Source organism: Rhizobium ruizarguesonis, from assembly GCF_012349115.1.
Lineage (GTDB): Bacteria > Pseudomonadota > Alphaproteobacteria > Rhizobiales > Rhizobiaceae > Rhizobium > Rhizobium ruizarguesonis.
Map to the genome: position 1 here is coordinate 1 of NZ_PQIG01000057.1, position 17,504 is coordinate 17,504.

General features: G+C 61.1%; 18 protein-coding genes and 1 tRNA gene. 11 read left to right on the forward strand and 8 right to left on the reverse strand.

Annotated elements, in window-relative coordinates; translation table 11 throughout:
- The 4 genes from C3Y91_RS06105 to C3Y91_RS06120 form a co-directional block, all read right to left on the reverse strand.
- Positions 1-145, reverse strand: a 145-nt coding sequence (locus C3Y91_RS06105; protein WP_174826432.1) for a porin, incomplete at its 3' end; no start/stop codon positions are given.
- 567 nt (positions 146-712) lie between these two features.
- Positions 713-803, reverse strand: a tRNA-Ser gene (locus C3Y91_RS06110).
- Positions 804-972: 169 nt separating this feature from the next.
- The gene (locus tag C3Y91_RS06115; RefSeq protein WP_130763403.1) at positions 973-2,190 is read right to left on the reverse strand and encodes an NAD(P)/FAD-dependent oxidoreductase; all 1,218 of its coding nucleotides are present in this window, start codon (positions 2,188-2,190) and stop codon (positions 973-975) included.
- A 185-nt stretch (positions 2,191-2,375) separates the two neighbouring features.
- Positions 2,376-3,491, reverse strand: a complete 1,116-nt coding sequence (locus C3Y91_RS06120) for a Gfo/Idh/MocA family protein (RefSeq protein ID WP_130661298.1) — start codon at positions 3,489-3,491, stop codon at positions 2,376-2,378.
- Positions 3,492-3,697: 206 nt separating this feature from the next.
- Between C3Y91_RS06120 and C3Y91_RS06125 the strand changes: the two genes are divergently transcribed.
- The 8 genes from C3Y91_RS06125 to C3Y91_RS06160 all read left to right on the forward strand — a co-directional run bounded on the left by C3Y91_RS06125 (position 3,698) and on the right by C3Y91_RS06160 (position 12,227).
- Positions 3,698-4,573, forward strand: a complete 876-nt coding sequence (locus C3Y91_RS06125) for a MurR/RpiR family transcriptional regulator (protein WP_018071033.1) — start codon at positions 3,698-3,700, stop codon at positions 4,571-4,573.
- A gap of 92 nt (positions 4,574-4,665) precedes the next feature.
- Positions 4,666-6,600: a bifunctional 5-dehydro-2-deoxygluconokinase/5-dehydro-2-deoxyphosphogluconate aldolase gene (locus C3Y91_RS06130; RefSeq protein WP_075225972.1), complete on the forward strand. Its 1,935-nt coding sequence runs from the start codon at positions 4,666-4,668 to the stop codon at positions 6,598-6,600.
- A gap of 205 nt (positions 6,601-6,805) precedes the next feature.
- The gene (iolD, locus tag C3Y91_RS06135; protein WP_024323754.1) at positions 6,806-8,656 is read left to right on the forward strand and encodes a 3D-(3,5/4)-trihydroxycyclohexane-1,2-dione acylhydrolase (decyclizing); all 1,851 of its coding nucleotides are present in this window, start codon (positions 6,806-6,808) and stop codon (positions 8,654-8,656) included.
- Positions 8,657-8,721: 65 nt separating this feature from the next.
- Positions 8,722-9,642, forward strand: a complete 921-nt coding sequence (gene iolE / locus C3Y91_RS06140; RefSeq protein ID WP_018071030.1) for a myo-inosose-2 dehydratase — start codon at positions 8,722-8,724, stop codon at positions 9,640-9,642.
- 207 nt (positions 9,643-9,849) lie between these two features.
- Entirely contained in the window at positions 9,850-10,647 is a 798-nt protein-coding gene (gene iolB, locus C3Y91_RS06145) for a 5-deoxy-glucuronate isomerase (RefSeq protein ID WP_018071029.1), read from the forward strand.
- 89 nt (positions 10,648-10,736) lie between these two features.
- On the forward strand, positions 10,737-10,964 hold the full coding sequence (locus tag C3Y91_RS06150; RefSeq protein WP_018071028.1) for a DUF1127 domain-containing protein: 228 nt from the start codon (positions 10,737-10,739) through the stop codon (positions 10,962-10,964).
- Positions 10,965-11,127: 163 nt separating this feature from the next.
- Positions 11,128-11,964 (forward strand): helix-turn-helix domain-containing protein, encoded by an 837-nt coding sequence (locus C3Y91_RS06155; RefSeq protein ID WP_018482494.1) that lies wholly within the window; start codon positions 11,128-11,130, stop codon positions 11,962-11,964.
- A 101-nt stretch (positions 11,965-12,065) separates the two neighbouring features.
- Entirely contained in the window at positions 12,066-12,227 is a 162-nt protein-coding gene (locus C3Y91_RS06160; RefSeq protein ID WP_018482495.1) for a hypothetical protein, read from the forward strand.
- A 104-nt stretch (positions 12,228-12,331) separates the two neighbouring features.
- On the opposite strand, the gene C3Y91_RS06165 is transcribed toward C3Y91_RS06160, so the two are convergent.
- Together C3Y91_RS06165 and C3Y91_RS06170 are read right to left on the reverse strand one after the other, a co-directional pair.
- The gene (locus C3Y91_RS06165) at positions 12,332-13,699 is read right to left on the reverse strand and encodes an MATE family efflux transporter (RefSeq protein WP_168575153.1); all 1,368 of its coding nucleotides are present in this window, start codon (positions 13,697-13,699) and stop codon (positions 12,332-12,334) included.
- An 84-nt stretch (positions 13,700-13,783) separates the two neighbouring features.
- On the reverse strand, positions 13,784-14,224 hold the full coding sequence (locus C3Y91_RS06170) for a glyoxalase superfamily protein (RefSeq protein WP_018482497.1): 441 nt from the start codon (positions 14,222-14,224) through the stop codon (positions 13,784-13,786).
- Positions 14,225-14,580: 356 nt separating this feature from the next.
- Between C3Y91_RS06170 and C3Y91_RS06175 the strand changes: the two genes are divergently transcribed.
- A complete protein-coding gene (locus C3Y91_RS06175) occupies positions 14,581-14,913 on the forward strand; it encodes a hypothetical protein (RefSeq protein ID WP_024323752.1) in 333 nt (110 codons plus the stop codon).
- Here the strand turns inward: C3Y91_RS06175 and C3Y91_RS37790 are convergent.
- Complete coding sequence (locus C3Y91_RS37790) at positions 14,864-15,115, reverse strand: hypothetical protein (protein WP_029768330.1); 252 nt, start codon at positions 15,113-15,115, stop codon at positions 14,864-14,866. The genes C3Y91_RS06175 and C3Y91_RS37790 overlap by 50 nt on opposite strands.
- Positions 15,116-15,205: 90 nt before the next feature.
- On the opposite strand from C3Y91_RS37790, the gene C3Y91_RS06185 reads away from it, so the two are divergent.
- Complete coding sequence (locus C3Y91_RS06185) at positions 15,206-16,072, forward strand: LysR family transcriptional regulator (protein WP_024323751.1); 867 nt, start codon at positions 15,206-15,208, stop codon at positions 16,070-16,072.
- Positions 16,073-16,204: 132 nt separating this feature from the next.
- On the opposite strand, the gene C3Y91_RS06190 is transcribed toward C3Y91_RS06185, so the two are convergent.
- The gene (locus C3Y91_RS06190) at positions 16,205-16,651 is read right to left on the reverse strand and encodes a baeRF12 domain-containing protein (RefSeq protein ID WP_024323750.1); all 447 of its coding nucleotides are present in this window, start codon (positions 16,649-16,651) and stop codon (positions 16,205-16,207) included.
- A 162-nt stretch (positions 16,652-16,813) separates the two neighbouring features.
- Here C3Y91_RS06190 and C3Y91_RS06195 point away from each other — a divergent pair, with 162 nt between their 5' ends.
- Complete coding sequence (locus C3Y91_RS06195) at positions 16,814-17,215, forward strand: DUF2177 family protein (RefSeq protein WP_018071019.1); 402 nt, start codon at positions 16,814-16,816, stop codon at positions 17,213-17,215.
- Positions 17,216-17,504 lie beyond the last annotated feature (289 nt).

Here is a 17,504-nt window from a genome sequence, read left to right on the forward strand (position 1 = left end):
AGAAGTAGCCGGTGCCGTAAGCGTCGCAGACGCGAACATATTCAACCGGTTCCGGTTCGGCAGCAACGATAGCGTCAGCAGCCTGAGCACCGGAAACTACTGCGAGAGCAGCAGCGGAGCCGAGAAGAAGGCTCTTGATGTTCATAAATGACCTCCAATTCAAAGTTTCGATCGGGTTTGGGATCTTTCGCTGAGCAGCGTTCCCTGCCCCATCCCCGTGTTTCAAGAAGTGGACGATCAGTCGCCCTTGCTTCCGACGCTGAAAATACAAGACGGAAGCCGTCACGCAATCACCAACTTACTCGGATGGGGGATTTGAGGGAGCCTTCCCGACATTCTGTTGCTGAAAGGACACAAGTCGGGCAACCGGCCTCGATTTCCTTTATGCTTTGTTAAGAAAACCCTGATTTTGCGGAGGCTTAGGTTCGGTCAACAAAGAATTGGACATGCGCTTTGCGACACATTCGTGACACTTTTTCGACAAAATGCGGCTCTTGTGGGGGATTCATGATTACAGGAAGCGTAACCGAACGTGCACCAATCCAGCTTTCGCCACTTGCCGGGCGTGAGGGCGGGAGGTGATTCCCGCAGACGATTCTCTCACTTGAGGCAGAGAGATTTTTCTCGTTCGCCCGGCCAAAGGCATAGCCGACTATGAGAACATGATTCCCTGCCGGAAACCAAAGATCGACGCATGCTCAGGAAATCACAATGGCGGAGAAGATGGGATTCGAACCCACGATACGCTTTTGACGTATACTCCCTTAGCAGGGGAGCGCCTTCGACCACTCGGCCACCTCTCCGGTGCGGCCTAACTATGGCGACCGGTCTGTGAATGCAAGGGTTTTTTGAGTTTTCACCAGAAGAAATGCAGCGAGCGGCAATTCGGCTGGTTGCGCAAACAGACCTCGCCTCCGGCCGAGATCCGCGGAGTTTGATCGCGCTTCGTTCTCTTCGATGAAGAGGCCGATCTCAGACGAGCAGGCTCTTGAGGTCAGCAGAAGGGTCGGCGAGAATCGATTTGTCGGGGTTGGTCCCGGATTCCAGCAGTTTTTTGCCGGTCACATAGGCTTTCGCGTCGTTGATGGCATCGACGGCGATCAGCACGCCTTCCCTGAAGTACCAGACCGAATGGGCGCCTTCGCGGGTGCCGGGACGCAGCAACGTCTCGTCATAACCGAGATTGAAGCCGGCAATCTGCAGCTTGACGTCATACTGGTCGGACCAGAACCACGGCTTCGGCGCATAAGGCTCATTGCCGCCGGCGATGACGGCTGCCGCTGCTTCGGCCTGGTCGACGGCGTTCTGCACCGATTCGAGCCTGATGCGGCCGCCCTGCCAGGGAAGTGCGGCGCAATCGCCGGCCGCAAAGATCGCCGGATCGGAGGTGCGGGCGAATTCGTCGACGACAATGCCGTTGGCGACTTCGAGGCCGGCTTCCTTGGCAAGCTGATCGTTCGGCGCGACGCCGATGCCGACGACGGCGAAATCGATGTCGATAACCGATCCGTCGGAAAGTGCGGCACCGGTGACGCGGCCATCCTTGCCAATCAGATGCTTGAGCCCTGTCTTCTCGCGGATCACCACGTCATGTGTCTCGTGAATCCCGCGCATGATGTCGGCGGTCTCCTTCGCCGCGACGCGCTGCAGGATGCGGTCGGCCATTTCGATGACGGTGACTTCCAGGCCGCGATGGCGGGCAACGGCCGCTGCCTCGAGACCGATATAACCGCCGCCGATGATGAGGACGCGGCGACCGGGGCGCATCTCGTCAGCAAGCAGATCGGCATCGCGCTTGTCGCGAGCGACATAGACGCCTTCGAGATCGCCGCCGATTGCGGCCGGGAGCCGGCGCGGCGTCGAGCCGGTGGTCAGCGCCAGCGTGCCGTAATCGAGAACAGAGCCGTCCTGCAGCAGAACCTGCTTGCTGTCCGGCTTGATCTGCTCGGCCCAGGTCGAAAGGCGAAGATCGACATCATTGTCCGCATACCAGTGCTCGGCGCGAAACAGCAGGCGGTCGAAGACCATTTCACCGAGCAGGTATTTTTTCGAAAGCGGCGGGCGTTGATAGGGAGCGACGTCCTCGGCGCCGAGGAGGGTGATCGGGCGCGTATCCTTCAACGCACGCAGCTTGGCCGCCAATGCGAAACCGGCTTGTCCCGCGCCGATGATCACCAGTCTATCCGTCACGATCTCACTCCTGAAGCTGCGCCCGACACCCACGCCAAGGCCTGTCCCCTAAAGCGCCGCGCATCTTTCAGACACGCAAAGGACGCTGTCGCATTTTGAGTTTCTGCATAATCCCTGAAATCGATCCCGATTTCAGGGATTATGCAGTAGCCCGTGCGCCGTCAACGGAAAGCGGCCTCTTACATTCAGCCGATCTCGATCCAGCGGCGCTCGTGGAAGGATTGTGCCATGGCATGCACCGACTTCTCTATCCTGAGACCGTCTTCGAATGTCACGATCGACGACGGCTCGCCTGATATTGCCCGGATCAGCTCACGGCATTCGATGATCTTCAGATCGTTGAAGCCGAGGCCGTGGCCTGGTGCCGGAATGAACCGATCATAAGGCCGATGGGCGGGTGCCGCCAGTATCTTGCGGAAGCCCTGTTCGGAGCCGCGGCCGTCGGCCTGATAGAGCTCGAATTCGTTCATGCGCTCCTGGTCGTAGACGATCGAGCCTTTCGAGCCGAAAATCTGCAGGGCGATGCGGCCCTTGCGACCCCAGGCGGCGCGATTCGCCATCAGCACGGCGGAGATGCCGCCGCCAAGCCGCATCAGCACGTTGGCGCCATCGTGGTTTTCGACGGCACGGCGACCACCCTCGCTCAGCGGGCGATCGGCATAGGGCCTCACCATATCCGTTATGACGGCCTCGACATGGCCGAAGAGATACCAGAGCAACGACAGCGGGTGCACGGCGAAATCATCGAGCGCGCCGTAGCCGGCGGAAAGCTCGCTCTTCCAATAAAAGAAGACATCGGGATCGGCCATGAAGTCCTCATCCATCTCGACGCGGATATGATTGACCGTGCCGATGGCGCCCTCGCCAATCAGCGTTCTGATATGCCGCATGACGGGATTCTGGATGTAATTATAGCCAAGGGCGGCAACCTTGCCGGATCGCTTCGCCGTTTCCAGCATGCGCTCGGCATCGGCATAGGCCGGCGCCATCGGTTTTTCGCACCAGACATGCTTGCCGGCCTCGAGGGCTGCAATCGCCATCTCGGGATGAAACTGATTGGGCGTGGTGACGGAGACCACGTCGACCTGGGGGTCGGCGATCAGCGCCCGCCAGTCGGCCGTCGCCTTCTCGAAACCGAATTCACCGGCACGAGTCTCAGCAAGCTCGGCATTGGCTTCGGCCAGATGCACAAGACGCGGACGCTCGACATCGCCGAACACCGTCTTTACTGCATTCCACGCCAGCGCATGGCACTTGCCCATATAACCGGTGCCGATCAAACCGATGCCGAGTGGCTTCATTTCCGTCTCCTCCAAAGCTGTGCGCGGATTTTTGGAATATTTGGATCATTTTGACAAGGACCTGCTCGCAGGCATTTCTGCGCCCTTCCCGAGAAGATTGTCTAAAAGCCTTCAATTACAGGGGGTTAAAAACAATTAGCCGTGTCGTTTGAAATCGTTTATGTTCGATAATATGGAATGTTTGTTTCATCTCGTGAGCCGTAAGCATGGATAACGATCCCCAGAGGCACGCGCGTGTGCCGCGCGATTTCGAAAGCCTGCGCAGCACCATCATCGAGCGCAAGGCGAATATGCCGAAGCGGCTGGCGCAGGTCGCCGCCTTCGCGCTCGGCAATCCCGACGAAATCGCCTTCGGAACGACGGCGAGCATCGCGGCCGCCTCCGACGTCCAGCCCTCGACGCTGGTGCGCTTGGCGCATCATCTGGGTTATGGAGGCTTTTCCGACCTGCAGAGCATCTTTCGCGAAAGATTGCGGGACCGGACGCTGAGCTACGAAGAGCGCCTCGTCACGCTCGAGCAATCGAACGGTGACGATGAGGACGCCAATCTGCTCTCCGGCTTCATTGCCGCGGCAAACCAGTCGGTCAACCGGCTGGCGGCGACGGTCCAGAGCGATACTTTCACCAAAGCGGTGAATATCCTTGCTAACGCCGAGACGATCTATCTGATCGCCAAACGACGCTCCTACCCTTTGACGGCGCACATGACCTACGCTTTTTCCAAGCTCAACATTCGCCACCAGATCGTCGCCTCGCCGAACGGCGTCGACCCTGAGATGGTGCAGTTCGCAACACCGAAGGATGCGGCGATCGCGGCGAGCTTTTCGCCTTATGCGGCCGACAGCCTCAACCAGAGCCAAGAGCTTGCCGACCGCGGCGTTCCCGTCATCGCGATCACCGATTCGGCCTTTTCGCCGCTTGCCGCCTGCGCCACGCACTGGTTCGAGGTGGCGGAGGCCGATTTCGCCGGCTTCCGCTCGCTTTCGGCCTCGATGGCGCTCACGATGGCACTGCCGGTTGCAATCGCCGAGCGGCGGCGCAAGCGTCAGCAGTCAAAACCTGTAAAAGGCAAAATGGAATAAACATTCCGAATTGACAAAATATCGGAACCGATGTTTCATTATTGAAAATTCGCAGGCACTGGAAGCCGCGCAAAATCTAGCGGGAGGACATCATGGTACAATCGAATCCGGGTTCACAGCCGGAGCCGGCGCTTGATGTGATCACCATCGGCCGTTCCTCGGTCGATCTTTACGGCCAGCAGATCGGTTCGCGGCTGGAGGATATCGGCTCCTTCGCCAAGTCGGTCGGCGGCTGCCCAGCCAATATCGCCATCGGCACGGCTCGGCTCGGCCTCAAATCCGGCCTCATCACCCGCGTCGGCGACGAGCAGATGGGACGCTTCATCCGCGAGCAGTCGGCGCGCGAAGGTGTGGCGACAGACGGCATCGTCACCGACAAGGAGCGGCTGACGGCGCTGGTGCTGCTGGCGGTCGAGGCCGAGGGCGTGTCGCCGATGATCTTCTATCGGTCGGATTGCGCCGACATGGCGCTCGATGAAGGCGATATCGACGAGGATTTCATCAGATCCTCGCGCGCCGTTCTCGTTTCCGGTACGCATTTCTCGCGGCCGAATACGGAGGCTGCGCAGCGCAAGGCGATCCGCATCGCCAAGGCGAACGGCCGCAAGGTGATCTTCGACATCGATTACCGGCCGAACCTCTGGGGCCTTGCCGGCCATGCGGAAGGCTTCGAGCGCTACGTGAAATCCGACCGGGTCTCCTCGAAGATGCAGAAGACCCTGCCGGATTGCGACCTCATCGTCGGCACCGAAGAGGAAATCCTGATCGCTTCCGGCGCCGACGACGTGCTCGGCGCGCTGAAGGAGATCCGTCGGCTGTCGCCGGCGACGATCGTGCTCAAGCGCGGCGCCATGGGCTGTATCGTCTATGACGGGCCGATCGCCGACGATCTCGAAGCCGGCATCATCGGCCAGGGTTTCCCGATCGAGGTCTTCAACGTGCTGGGCGCCGGCGATGCCTTCATGTCCGGCTTCCTGCGCGGCTTTCTGCGCGACGAGCCGCTGAAGACCTGTGCCACCTGGGCCAATGCCTGCGGCGCCTTCGCCGTCTCCCGCCTGCTCTGCTCGCCGGAATATCCGACCTGGGCAGAACTCGACTTCTTCCTGACGACCGGCAGCAAACACCGGGCGCTGCGCAAGGACGAGGCGCTCAACCATATCCACTGGGCATCGACCCGGCGCGGCGAAATCCCGCTTTTGATGGCGCTGGCGATCGACCACCGTTCGCAGCTCGTCAGCGTCGCCGATGAGCTCGGCGTCGGCCATGAGAAAATCGTCGCCTTCAAACGGCTGGCGGTGGCGGCAGCGGCGCGGGTTTCGAACGGCCGCGACGGCTACGGCATGCTGATCGACGAACGCTTCGGCCGCGACGCCTTCTTCGATGCGGCGACGAAGAATTTCTCCTGGATCGGCCGGCCGGTGGAATTGCCAGGCTCGAAGCCGCTGCGCTTCGAATTCAGCCAGGATATCGGCTCGCAGCTTGTGGAATGGCCGCTCGGCCATTGCATCAAGTGCCTGTGTTTCTATCATCCTGATGATCCGGCTGACTTGAAGACCGAGCAGCAGGAGAAGCTGCGGACGCTGTTCGAGGCCGCCCGCAAGGTCGGCCGCGAGCTGCTGGTGGAGATCATCGCCGGCAAGAACGGGCCGCTCACCGACGATACGATCGCGACCGCGCTGGAGGAGCTCTATGCGCTCGGCATCAAGCCGGACTGGTGGAAACTGGAGCCGCAAGCATCCAGCGAAGCCTGGAAGAAGATCGATGCAGTGATCGCCAAAAATGATCCATGGTGCCGCGGTATCGTGCTCCTGGGGCTCGAGGCGCCCGCCGACGAACTGATCTCCTGCTTCGAGGCGACGCTGGCAGCGCCCTCCGTGAAAGGCTTTGCCGTCGGGCGGACGATCTTTGCCGATCCGGCGCGCGCCTGGCTTTCAGGCGAAATGAATGATGAGGAAGCGATCGCCGATATGGCCGGCCGTTTCCGACACCTGACAGAAGCGTGGTTGAAGACCCGCGGGCATCAGTAGGAATCGAAATAAGACCCCTCCCCAACCCCTCCCCACAAGGGGGGGGACTTAACTTGGGGCACCCGCCTCACGCCATGAGCGAGCGTCCCTTCGGACGAGACGTTGCGGCGAGAGTGTGGAGAGCCCGGCAGGTTAGCCCCTCCCCTTGTGGAGAGGAGTTGGGGAGGGGAAAACAGATAGAGAGTCAAAAGTCCGGGAGGACCCGATGGGCAAGACGATACGGTTGACGATGGCGCAGGCCGTCGCGCATTTCTTGAAAGTACAGATGACGATCGTCGACGGCAAGAAAGTGCCGATCTTCGGCGGCGTCTGGGCGATCTTCGGTCACGGCAACGTCGCCGGCATCGGCGAGGCGCTCTATCAGGTGCGCGAGGAATTGACCACCTATCGCGCCCACAACGAGCAGGGTATGGCGCATGCCGCGATCGCCTATGCCAAGGCGAATTTCCGCACGCGCTTCATGGCCTGCACGAGTTCGATCGGCCCCGGGGCGCTGAACATGGTGACGGCCGCCGGCGTGGCGCATGTCAATCGTATTCCCGTTCTCTTCCTGCCGGGCGACGTCTTCGCCAACCGCGCGCCGGATCCGGTGCTGCAGCAGATCGAGGATTTCGGCGACGGCACGGTCTCGGCCAATGATGCCTTCCGTTCGGTTTCGCGCTATTTCGACCGCATCACCCGACCAGAGCAGATCATCTCGGCGCTGAAGCGCGCCATGCAGGTCCTGACCGATCCCCTGGATTGCGGCCCGGTGACATTGTCGCTCTGCCAGGACGTTCAGGCAGAAGCCTTCGATTATCCGGAAAGCCTGTTCGATGAAAAAGTCTGGACGACCCGCCGGCCGCAGCCGGATGCGGACGAGCTGGCGAATGCCATTGCGCTGATCAAGGCGTCGCAGAAGCCGGTGATCGTTGCCGGCGGCGGCGTGCTTTATTCGCAGGCGACGAAGGAGCTTGCCGCCTTTGCCGAGGCCCATGACCTTCCCGTCGTCGTCACCCAGGCCGGCAAGTCGGCGATCAACGAGACCCATCCGCTGGCACTCGGCTCGGTCGGCGTCACCGGCACGTCGGCGGCGAATGCGATCGCGGAGGAAACGGACCTGGTCATCGCTGTCGGCACGCGCTGCCAGGATTTCACCACCGGCTCCTGGGCGCTGTTCAAGAACGACAACCTCAGGATGATCGGGCTCAATATCGCCGCCTATGACGCGGTGAAGCACGACAGCCATCCGCTGGTGACTGACGCCCGCGAAGGGCTGAAGGCACTGTCGGCAGGGCTTTCGGGCTGGAAGGCGCCGGCAGCCCTCGTCGAGAAGGCGGCTGCGGAGAAGAAAGTCTGGATGGAGGCCGCCGACAGGGCGATGGCGACGACCAATGCCGCCCTGCCCTCCGATGCGCAGGTGATCGGCGCGGTGACGCGCACGCTCGGCGGCGAGAATACGACGGTGCTTTGTGCTGCAGGCGGCCTTCCCGGCGAATTGCACAAGCTTTGGCCGGCGACGGCGCCGGGCAGCTATCACATGGAATACGGCTTTTCCTGCATGGGCTATGAGATTGCCGGCGGGCTGGGCGCCAAGATGGCGCATCCGGAACGGGATGTCGTCGTCATGGTCGGCGACGGTTCCTACATGATGATGAATTCCGAGCTAGCGACCTCGGTCATGCTTGGCCTCAAGCTCAATATCGTCGTGCTCGACAATCGCGGTTATGGCTGCATCAACCGGCTGCAGATGGGAACCGGCGGCGCCAACTTCAACAATTTGCTCAAGGACTCCTATTACGAGGTGATGCCGCAGATCGACTTCCGCGCGCATGCCGAAAGCATGGGCGCCATCGCCGTCAAGGTCGCCTCAATCGCCGAGCTGGAGCAGGCGATCGCCGACTCGAAGAAAAACGACCGCACCTCGGTCTTCGTCATCGACACCGATCCGCTTGTTACCACGGAGGCCGGCGGCCACTGGTGGGATGTCGCGGTGCCTGAGGTCAGCCCGCGCGAACAGGTCAACGAAGCGCGCAAGGGCTATGTCGAAGCACGCGCCGCCCAGCGCATCGGCTAATCTATCGCTATCATTTCTCGGAAGAGCGTCCCGGCTCTTCCGCAATGCTTTTAAGGAGAATGTTGATGAAGGCCAAACTCGGCATGTCGCCCATCGCCTGGTGGAACGACGATCTTCCTGAGCTCAGCGACGATGTGTCCCTGGAGGAATGCCTGCGGCAATCACGCGGTGCCGGCTTTACCGGCATGGAAAAGGGCCGCCGCTTCCCCGACGATCCCGAGGTGATGCTGCCCATCCTTCGCGCCGCCGACGTCACGCTGTGCGGCGGTTGGTTCTCGGGCACGCTTGTTGACGAGGAGCTTGCTGCCAACAAGGACCGCATCGCGCCGATGATCGAACTGTTCAAGGCCGTCGCCGCGCCCTGCATCGTTTATGGCGAAGTCGGCCGTTCCATCCAGGGCGACCGCTCCAAGCCGCTCGCGACCAAGCCGCGTCTTTCCGATGACGAGATGAAGGCTTATGCGCACCGCGTCACCCAATTCGGAGAATGGTGCGCCGAGCAGGGCATGCCGCTCTCCTACCACCATCACATGGCCGCCGTGGTCGAAACCGAGCCGGAACTCGACGCCTTCATGCGCCATTCGGGCGAAGGCATCCCGCTGCTGCTCGATGCAGGGCATTTGGCCTTTGCCGGCGGCGACGTGCTGCGCGCCATCGAAAACCACCACGCCCGCATCAACCATGTTCACGTCAAGGATATCCGCAAGCCGGTGGTGGATGGGCTGGATCGCAGCCGGCAGTCCTTCCTCGATGCAGTGGCGCTTGGCGCCTTCACGGTGCCGGGCGACGGCTCGCTCGATTTCGGCGCCATCGTCCAGCGGCTGGCCGATCACGGCTATGAAGGCTGGTTCGTCGTCGAAGCCGAACAGGATCCACGCAAAGCCCCGCCGCAGAAAATGGCCGAGATCGGTCACGCCGAGTTGATGCGCGTCATGACGGCTGCTGGCTATACCGTGGAAACGGAAGGCTTCCCCAAGGGATCATAAAGCCTGGTTGTCCGGAGCCTCCTCCCACAAGCGGCGCGCCTTTTCGGGCCGCTGGAGCAAGAAGCCCCCTCATCCGCCCTCCGGGCACCTTCCCGGTGAGGAGAAGAGGAACAGAAACGGCGCGGCATGTCCCCTCTCCCCTCGGGGAGAAGGTGGCAGCAGCCGGATGAAGGGTCTGCACCCGCCAATTTACGAGGAAAAACACCAATGCCAAATCTCAAGGTGAAACCGTCCGGCACCCACGGCCGCGTCACGCATGTCACCCCGGAAAATGCCGGTTGGACTTATGTCGGCTTCGATCTGCATCGAATGAAGCCGGGCGAGACCGTTTCGGGAGAGACGGGCGATCGGGAAGTCTGCCTCGTCTGGGTGACCGGCAAGGGCAAGGCGTCCGCCGGCACAAAGGATTTCGGCACGCTCGGCGGCCGGATGAACCCGTTCGAAGGCGCACCGCATGCGCTCTACATCCCGATGGAATCGACATGGTCGGTGACGGCGGAGACCGATCTGGAGCTCGCAGTCTGCTCCGCACCCGGCGGCGGCACCTATCAGGCGAAGGCGATCCCGCCCGGCACGCACCCGCAGGTGACACGCGGCAAGGGCACGAATGTGCGCTACGTCAACAATATCATGCCGGAGGACGACAGTTCGGCGCATTCGCTGCTGGTCGTCGAGGTGATCACGCCGGGCGGCCATACCTCCTCCTACCCGCCGCACAAGCACGACCAGGATGACCTGCCGAACGAGAGTTTCCTGGAAGAGACCTATTACCATCGGCTCAACCCGCCGCAGGGCTTCGCTTTCCAGCGCGTCTATACCGACGATCGTTCGCTCGACGAAGCGATGGCGCTCGAGGACGGCGATGTGACGCTGGTGCCGAAGGGCTACCACCCCTGTGCCGCCTGCCATGGTTACGATCTCTACTACCTCAACGTCATGGCCGGCCCGCAGCGGATCTGGAAGTTCCACAATGCCGCCGAGCATGAGTGGCTGATGAAGGCGTGAAGGCTTCTTCAGATCGCTAAATAATCTGACAGCGCGAAACTGCCGCTGATGGTTCACTGCCTCCATCCAAACACGGATGGAGGATCACCATGCACAGCTCGAATTTCACGATACCGGCGCGAAATATTCGCTCTTCGCGCTCTATACGGCCCGGCCTTTTTCTTGCGATCATCACCGCTGCCCACTGGCTGGCACGCAAGGTGAGCGAACGACGCAACCTGAATGCGTTGATGGAACTTTCCGATGAGCAGCTGAAGGATATCGGCCTTTCCAGGGGGCAGACGGAAAGCGACGTCCACGTCTATAGTCGCTACTGAAACGTCAGCGTGATACCATGCCCTACAGCGTAGCGCGTCTTTTCAGACGCGCGAAGAACGTCGTAGCATTTTGAACCGCTGCATAATTCTTTCAATCGATCCCGATTTAGGGAATTATGCGGTCGGTCGCCTCGTCGGGCGGCCGTCTGACCCGGAACACGCAATGTCGCAGTTTTCAACAGCGCCGCTCCTGAAAACGAAGACGGTCACCATTCGTGACATCGTCTGCAATGGCGAGTGCCGTCACAAAAGCGACGAGGAATGCGCCCACAGGACGAGCCTCGTCTATCCCTATCGCGGCGTCTTCATGCGGCATGTCGGTCGCAATGATACGGTGGCCGAAGCCAATCAGGTCTTGTTCTTCAATACCGGCCAGGGATATCGGATCAGCCATCCCATCGAGGGCGGCGACGCCTGCATCGATCTGGCAATCGACGAATCCATGCTCGAAGAGCTTACGCCGAAGGAGCAGGTGCAGCCCGGCCCGCCCTTTGCCTTCCGCCGCCAGCGCCGGCGGATCGATCCGCGCGCGCAGGCCCTGGTCGCTCTCCTGCGTCATGGTCTCAGCCGCAACGTCGCCGAGACGCTGGAGGCGGAAATATTGGCGCTGACGCTGGTGCGCCGTTCGCTCGGCGAGCGCACATCGCATGCGGCGGGTGCCAGTGCCGGCCGGCAGAAACTCGTCGACCGGGCAAAGCTGGTGCTTTCCTCCGATCTCGCGCGGCGCTGGACGCTTTCGGAAATCGCCGCCGAAGTGGGCGTCTCGCCCGTTTATCTCACCCAGGTCTTCCAGCAGGTCGAGGCGACGCCGCTCTATCGCTACCAGCTGCGGCTGCGGCTTGCCCGCGCGCTCGATCTGCTCGGCCAGTATGAGGATCTGACGGCGCTCGGTCTTGATCTCGGCTTTTCCAGCCACAGCCATTTCAGCGCTTCCTTCAAGCAGTCTTTCGGGCAGACTCCAGCCGAATTCCAACGCGCGGCGCAGCTGCGGCGCAGGTAGAAGTCGTCATCGATCGCTAAAGATTTCGACAGCGGCAACGCGGTCATCGATGTCTTATGAGCCTGTCCCGATTGTGGGACGATCAACTGGAGGATCACCAGATGAAGAAGACCACGTGCGCTGCCTGCGACTGCGAACTCGGCGCGGAGATCATCACCGTCAAGCTCGGCGGCAAGACTGTCGAGGTCTGCTGCCAGGAATGCGCCGAGGCGCTGAATGAGGCGGAAGCCGCGACATCGGCCGCTTCGAGCAGCAAGGAATAGACGACATCAGGCAAAAGCCGCGCTCCCCGCGCGGCTTTTCCGTCTATATCTTTGTATTGCGCAATTCCGGACGCAAAACCGCTGCGCACTTTGCTGGAATTGCTTCAGACGGGCAGAAGCCCGTAATGCCAGCCGCGGCGTTTTGCATTCTGCGACAGCACCAGGAAGGCAAGGATGAACATGCCTGCCTCGGCAAAGACCGGCACCATCCAGATCCCCTGCTCGCCGAAGACGAAGGGCAGCAGGAAGGTGAGCGGCAGGGTGAGCAGATAGGGCCGCGACAGGCCGAAGATCGCCGCGCGCGGCGCATCGCCGATCGACTGGAAATAGGATGACAGGATCAGCATCTGCCCGAAGAGAAAATAGGCGCCGATCGTCCAGGTCAGAATTCGCCTGACCTCGGCGATGATCGCCGGATCGGCGACGAAGACGGCGCCGAGACGGCCAGCCAGCAATTCGACGGTGATCTCCACCAGAGTGCAATAGACGAGTGCTGCGAGCATGGCGATCTGCAGGCTGCGGCCGACGCGGAGCCCGAGGCCGGCGCCGTGATTGTTGCCGGCGACCGTCTGCAGCGCGATGCTGAGGCCAAGCAGCGGCAGATAGGTGAAGGTCATGATCCTCGTGATGATGCCGTAGGCGGCCACCGTCGCGACGTAGTCATGCGTGCTCCAGAGCGAGATGTTGATCAGAATGGCGGCCGAGGCCAGCGATATGCCGATGAAGCCGAGGCTCATGGGCGCGCCGAAGGCGACGATGCCGCGCCATTCGGCAAGAGCCAACCCTCGGGAAGGCCTCAGTGCCGCCGGCCGACGCCAGCGATAGGCGAGCACGGCCGCAAGACAGACGAATTGCGATGCGATGGAGCCGGCTGCCGAACCGAGCACACCCCAATGCATCACCGCCATGAACAGCCAGTTGGCGAGGATGTTGAGCAGCGAGGCCGACAGCGTCACCAGCGTCATGAAACCAATCTTGCCTTCGCAGCGCAATCCGTCGAGATGCAGCGACAGGAAGAAGCTGACCGGCGCACAGGCGATCATCGCGCCCATGAACAGCATGGCGCCATGGGCAACAGTGGCATTGCCGGCGGCACCGGCATCGATGATCTGCCGGCCTATCGCCCAGTAGACCAGATTGAGGACGAGGATAACGGCGAGCGCCAGCGCATGCGCGCCGGCAAACACCCGACGCGCGCCATCGCGATTGCCGGCGCCGAGCCGGCGGGCGAGGATGCTCGCCATGCCGTTGGAGACCAGCGATTGCAAGGCGATCAACAACATCAGCCCGGGGAAAATCAGGCTGACGGCGGAAAGCGCGTCCGGGCCGACATAGGCACCGAGGAAGTAGGCGTCGACGACGGTGAACAGGCCGTTGACGGTGGTGATCGCGACGATCGGCGCCGCCGTCCTGATGAAGACGCCCGGCAGCCAGCCGGTGAGAAAGGCATTGCCTTCGGAAAGATCGGTCATGGAGAAATCCGTGCGATAGGAGGCAGGCCCGATCCGGCTTAAAAGTCATGCGGATCCGGACGGCCTCAAAAGGACAAAAACAATCTAGAGATCGAGCACCAGATGCGGCACGCCGTTCGAGGTCTTCCTCGGCGACACGCCGTCGGCATCGATCTGCGCGTTCACACGCCGGCGAAAGGCCGAAAAGCTCTCGAAGGTGACGACATCCACCGGTTCGTCGAAATGGATGGTGATCCTGTGGAGATCGCCGCCCGGCAGGGCCGAAAGCGCCAGAACCTCACCGGTGAACGGTTGGTTGAGATAACGGCCGCGAATATGCGCGCCGACGAAGAGCGGCGTCTTCGTGCTAGCATTGGGCTTTGCCGCAAGGGCTGCGAGCGTGTTCCAATCGCGCGCGCCGTGCTGGCGGGCAATCATTTCCAGGGCCGCGCTGTGGGTGAGCGGGGTGCCGCGATCGTTCATCGCTTGGCGCAGCCGCTTGGCCTGGGCCTTCAATTCGTCAATGGCAGGATAGGTCGTCGTCATGGAGTGAGCCTTCGCAAGGCATGCTCTTCGACTGCAGATGGGAGCTCGCATTGCCGCCAGTCAGCATGCACAAGGGGCCGTGACCATGATTGCGAGGGCTTCACCATGGATTTTCATCCGCGAGCGGCCGGTGCCTCGAACCGACCCTGTGTATGCGCGAACGCCGCCGACATGTCAAGAATGGCGCATGTGCACCAGGAATGAGCAAAGTTGGGGCAAATCTGCACGAAATCGGTGCGATTTTCCCGCAGATTTCACAGAAGCATTCAATCTTAGCGATGTTCTTCAGCAAGTGTCAGCATTCTTCCGCTAATATCCTGTCGTATAACAAGCGGAGGCTAAAAAGGGCCTTTCAGATGCACCTCGACACAGAACACCCCAAGCCGGAACGTGCTTACAGGGAATTCAATCTCGACAGGCCCGGCAACATCATCTTCGTCGGCCATCACCTCAGCACCGGGACGCAGGTGCGCTGCCTGATCCGCACCATCACGCTCGCAGGCGCATTGCTCGAAGTCAGCCCGAACCTGGAAATGCCGAGCCATTTCTTCCTCGAAATCCTTGGCATCCATGACGAGATCGGTGCGACCGTGGTCAAGCGCGAAGGCGAATTGGTGACGATCAGCTTCAACATGCTGATCAATCCGGAATTCCTGCACCACGTGTTACGACTGAACTTCGAAAGCTGAGGTTTTTCCCGATCCGTGAATCATCGGGGCGCGGCACCTTTGTTTCGCCGCCCCGTCTTGCGGCGAGACGCACGATTGCCGGAACAGCCCAGAGAAATCCGCGCCATTCCGGACGATCGAGCGGATCGGCCAAGGGATCGCGGCGGATCCGGCGATTGCGGATTTCGATTTCCCTGAAGAGAACAACCCAGTTGAGATCCATTGCTTCATCCTCCATCTATTGTTGGAGCAATTGAGCTAAGTCTTCGCACCCTTCCGATGTAGAGGCGCGGGGGAAAGGGGGTTTTCATCCATGAAAGATGCCAGCTGGGACGACCTGCAACTTTTCTTCCATGTTGCGACCGGCGGCGGGCTTTCTGCGGCGGCGGTGCGTACCGGGCTCAGCGCGCCGACGATCGGCCGGCGCATGCTGGCGCTCGAAAGGGTGACGGGCCGATCGCTGTTCAGCCGCGGTCCCACCGGTTATCTGCTGGCCAAGGACGGGCAGGAGCTGCTCGATCGCGTGCGGCTGATGCAGGATGCGGCGCGTGCGATCTCCGACTGGCGCGGCGAGGTGCTGACGCTGCCGATCGTCTCGACGGCCGCCGACAGCTGGACCTCGCGCTTCGTCGCCGATCATCTGGCCAGCGTCTGGACGCCGAAGGACGGCTTCCGCATGTGCTACAAGACCTGCGATACGAGCGTCGATTTCACCTATCGCGAGGCGCATATCGCCGTTCGCCACAGCCGGCCGGACAGCGGCAACGTCGCGATCCGCCGTTCGGTCAAGGTGGCGCATGCGGCTTATCAGGCGGCCGGTAATGACGAGGCCAACTGCAACTGGATCTCGCTCGGCACCGATAGCGCCATCACGCCGGCCGACAAATGGACTTTCGAACAGCCGGATTCCTGGATCACCAGTTGGACGAACACGCCGCATATGCTGTTTTACCTGATCCGCGGCGGCGCCGGCCGCGGGGTTCTTCCCTGTTTCATCGGCGATCAGGAGCGCAGGCTCGTCCGCGCCGGGCCCGTGATCGACGAGCTGACTTACGAGATGTGGATCGTTGCGCATGACGACGAACGGCAACGGCCGGAGGTCAGGATTGTGATCGACCGCCTGGCGGCGCTCTTTGCCGATCATGAGGAGCTGTTTGCCGGGCAGAGATCATCGGCATGACACGAAAACGCGGGCCTCTCGACCCGCGTTTCCTCAGGGTGCCGCTAGAGCGGTAACCGCTCTATCCTTCTGTTTCTACGCAATTCCGGACGGAAAACCGCTTCACACTTTTCCTGGAATTGCTCCAACGGCTCAGGCGGCGAGATGCCGCTCGATCTCGTCGACCGGCATATTGGTATAGTCCTTCGCCACTTCCGCGGTGATCATCGCCTGCGTATCGGCGCGGAGTGCGGGCCGCAGGGCGCCAAGCGCCTTCGGCGGTGCAACGAGGACGATGCGACGGGCATTCTTTTCCTGCACCAACTCGTCGAGCTTCTCCGCCACATGTTTCAGAAATTCGACTTCGGCCTGATCCTGCCAACTGGTCTCCTCGACAGCGCTGCCGCTGAGTCCGTCTGCAGCATGGGTTCGGCCAGGCTTATCGGCGCCAATCTCGCGATCCGGCGCGCTCGGCTGCGTCAGGGTTTCCAGCACCTTCAGGTTCACCAGTTGGGCATCGCCGGCATTCTGCATGATCAGAGCCTTGGCTCCATCGCAGACCACGACCCATGATTCCCAAGGGATTTTGACATCAGTCATCTTCAACTCCTCGCTGTCGTCATTCGAAGCGCGCCGTGCTTCATCGATCAAGGCACAACGCTCGGCCATTGAAAGAGTTCGGGAAAATTGCGCCGAAATCGAACGGGGCGGCGATCCGGCCGGCCTTTGCTGCGTAGAAAGGCCAAGTTCGGGAGATTGACGATGAAGACATCACTGCTCGCCTATGCCGGCACCTTTCTCACCCTTCTCATCTGCGACGGGATATGGCTCGGCCTCATCGCCCGCAACTTCTATCGCGACCAGTTGGGAGCGCTGATGCTGCCTTCACCCAATCTGGCGGTCGCCGCTCTGTTCTACCTGTTCTTCGCCGTCGCGGTGGTTGTGCTTGCCGTGCTGCCGGCGCTGTCGGCGGGCTCGATTGCCACCGCGTTTCTTCATGGTGCCATTCTGGGACTGGCGGCCTATGGCACTTATGACATCACCAATCTCGCCACGCTTCGCAACTGGCCACTCGCCATGAGCCTGGTCGACATGGCCTGGGGCACGCTGCTGACGGCGCTGACCGCCGCCGGCGGATATCTCGCCGTCAGATTTTTCGGCTGAAACGGGAGCCTCCTGTATCATTCCTTAAACCGGAATGGAATTCAGGAATTATGCAGCAGTTCAAACCGTTACAGTATGCTTTGCGGCTCTCGAAAAGACGGCGCCGCTGTAGGAGATGAAAGCCGCGTCCCAATAATGAACATCTGGGCGTCCCGCTTGGGAACAAAATTTGAACTCGTTAAAATTGTAATTTTATATTTGACGAATGTGCAAAACATTCATGTGACCTTGGTTGGAGCAAGACCCCAGCTTGAATGAAATCAAGACCCAAAATGTGCCCTGTCTGACG

Bases quoted from the DNA above. Each gene is read 5' to 3' on its own strand.
- C3Y91_RS06120 (WP_130661298.1), bottom strand. From the start codon at position 3,491: ATGAAGCCACTCGGCATCGGTTTGATCGGCACCGGTTATATGGGCAAG.
- C3Y91_RS06125 (WP_018071033.1), top strand. From the start codon at position 3,698: ATGGATAACGATCCCCAGAGGCACGCGCGTGTGCCGCGCGATTTCGAA.
- C3Y91_RS06130 (WP_075225972.1), top strand. From the start codon at position 4,666: ATGGTACAATCGAATCCGGGTTCACAGCCGGAGCCGGCGCTTGATGTG.
- iolD (WP_024323754.1), top strand. From the start codon at position 6,806: ATGGGCAAGACGATACGGTTGACGATGGCGCAGGCCGTCGCGCATTTC.
- iolE (WP_018071030.1), top strand. From the start codon at position 8,722: ATGAAGGCCAAACTCGGCATGTCGCCCATCGCCTGGTGGAACGACGAT.
- iolB (WP_018071029.1), top strand. From the start codon at position 9,850: ATGCCAAATCTCAAGGTGAAACCGTCCGGCACCCACGGCCGCGTCACG.
- C3Y91_RS06150 (WP_018071028.1), top strand. From the start codon at position 10,737: ATGCACAGCTCGAATTTCACGATACCGGCGCGAAATATTCGCTCTTCG.
- C3Y91_RS06155 (WP_018482494.1), top strand. From the start codon at position 11,128: ATGTCGCAGTTTTCAACAGCGCCGCTCCTGAAAACGAAGACGGTCACC.
- C3Y91_RS06160 (WP_018482495.1), top strand. From the start codon at position 12,066: ATGAAGAAGACCACGTGCGCTGCCTGCGACTGCGAACTCGGCGCGGAG.
- C3Y91_RS06165 (WP_168575153.1), bottom strand. From the start codon at position 13,699: ATGACCGATCTTTCCGAAGGCAATGCCTTTCTCACCGGCTGGCTGCCG.
- C3Y91_RS06170 (WP_018482497.1), bottom strand. From the start codon at position 14,224: ATGACGACGACCTATCCTGCCATTGACGAATTGAAGGCCCAGGCCAAG.
- C3Y91_RS06175 (WP_024323752.1), top strand. From the start codon at position 14,581: ATGCACCTCGACACAGAACACCCCAAGCCGGAACGTGCTTACAGGGAA.
- C3Y91_RS37790 (WP_029768330.1), bottom strand. From the start codon at position 15,115: ATGGATCTCAACTGGGTTGTTCTCTTCAGGGAAATCGAAATCCGCAAT.
- C3Y91_RS06185 (WP_024323751.1), top strand. From the start codon at position 15,206: ATGAAAGATGCCAGCTGGGACGACCTGCAACTTTTCTTCCATGTTGCG.
- C3Y91_RS06190 (WP_024323750.1), bottom strand. From the start codon at position 16,651: ATGACTGATGTCAAAATCCCTTGGGAATCATGGGTCGTGGTCTGCGAT.
- C3Y91_RS06195 (WP_018071019.1), top strand. From the start codon at position 16,814: ATGAAGACATCACTGCTCGCCTATGCCGGCACCTTTCTCACCCTTCTC.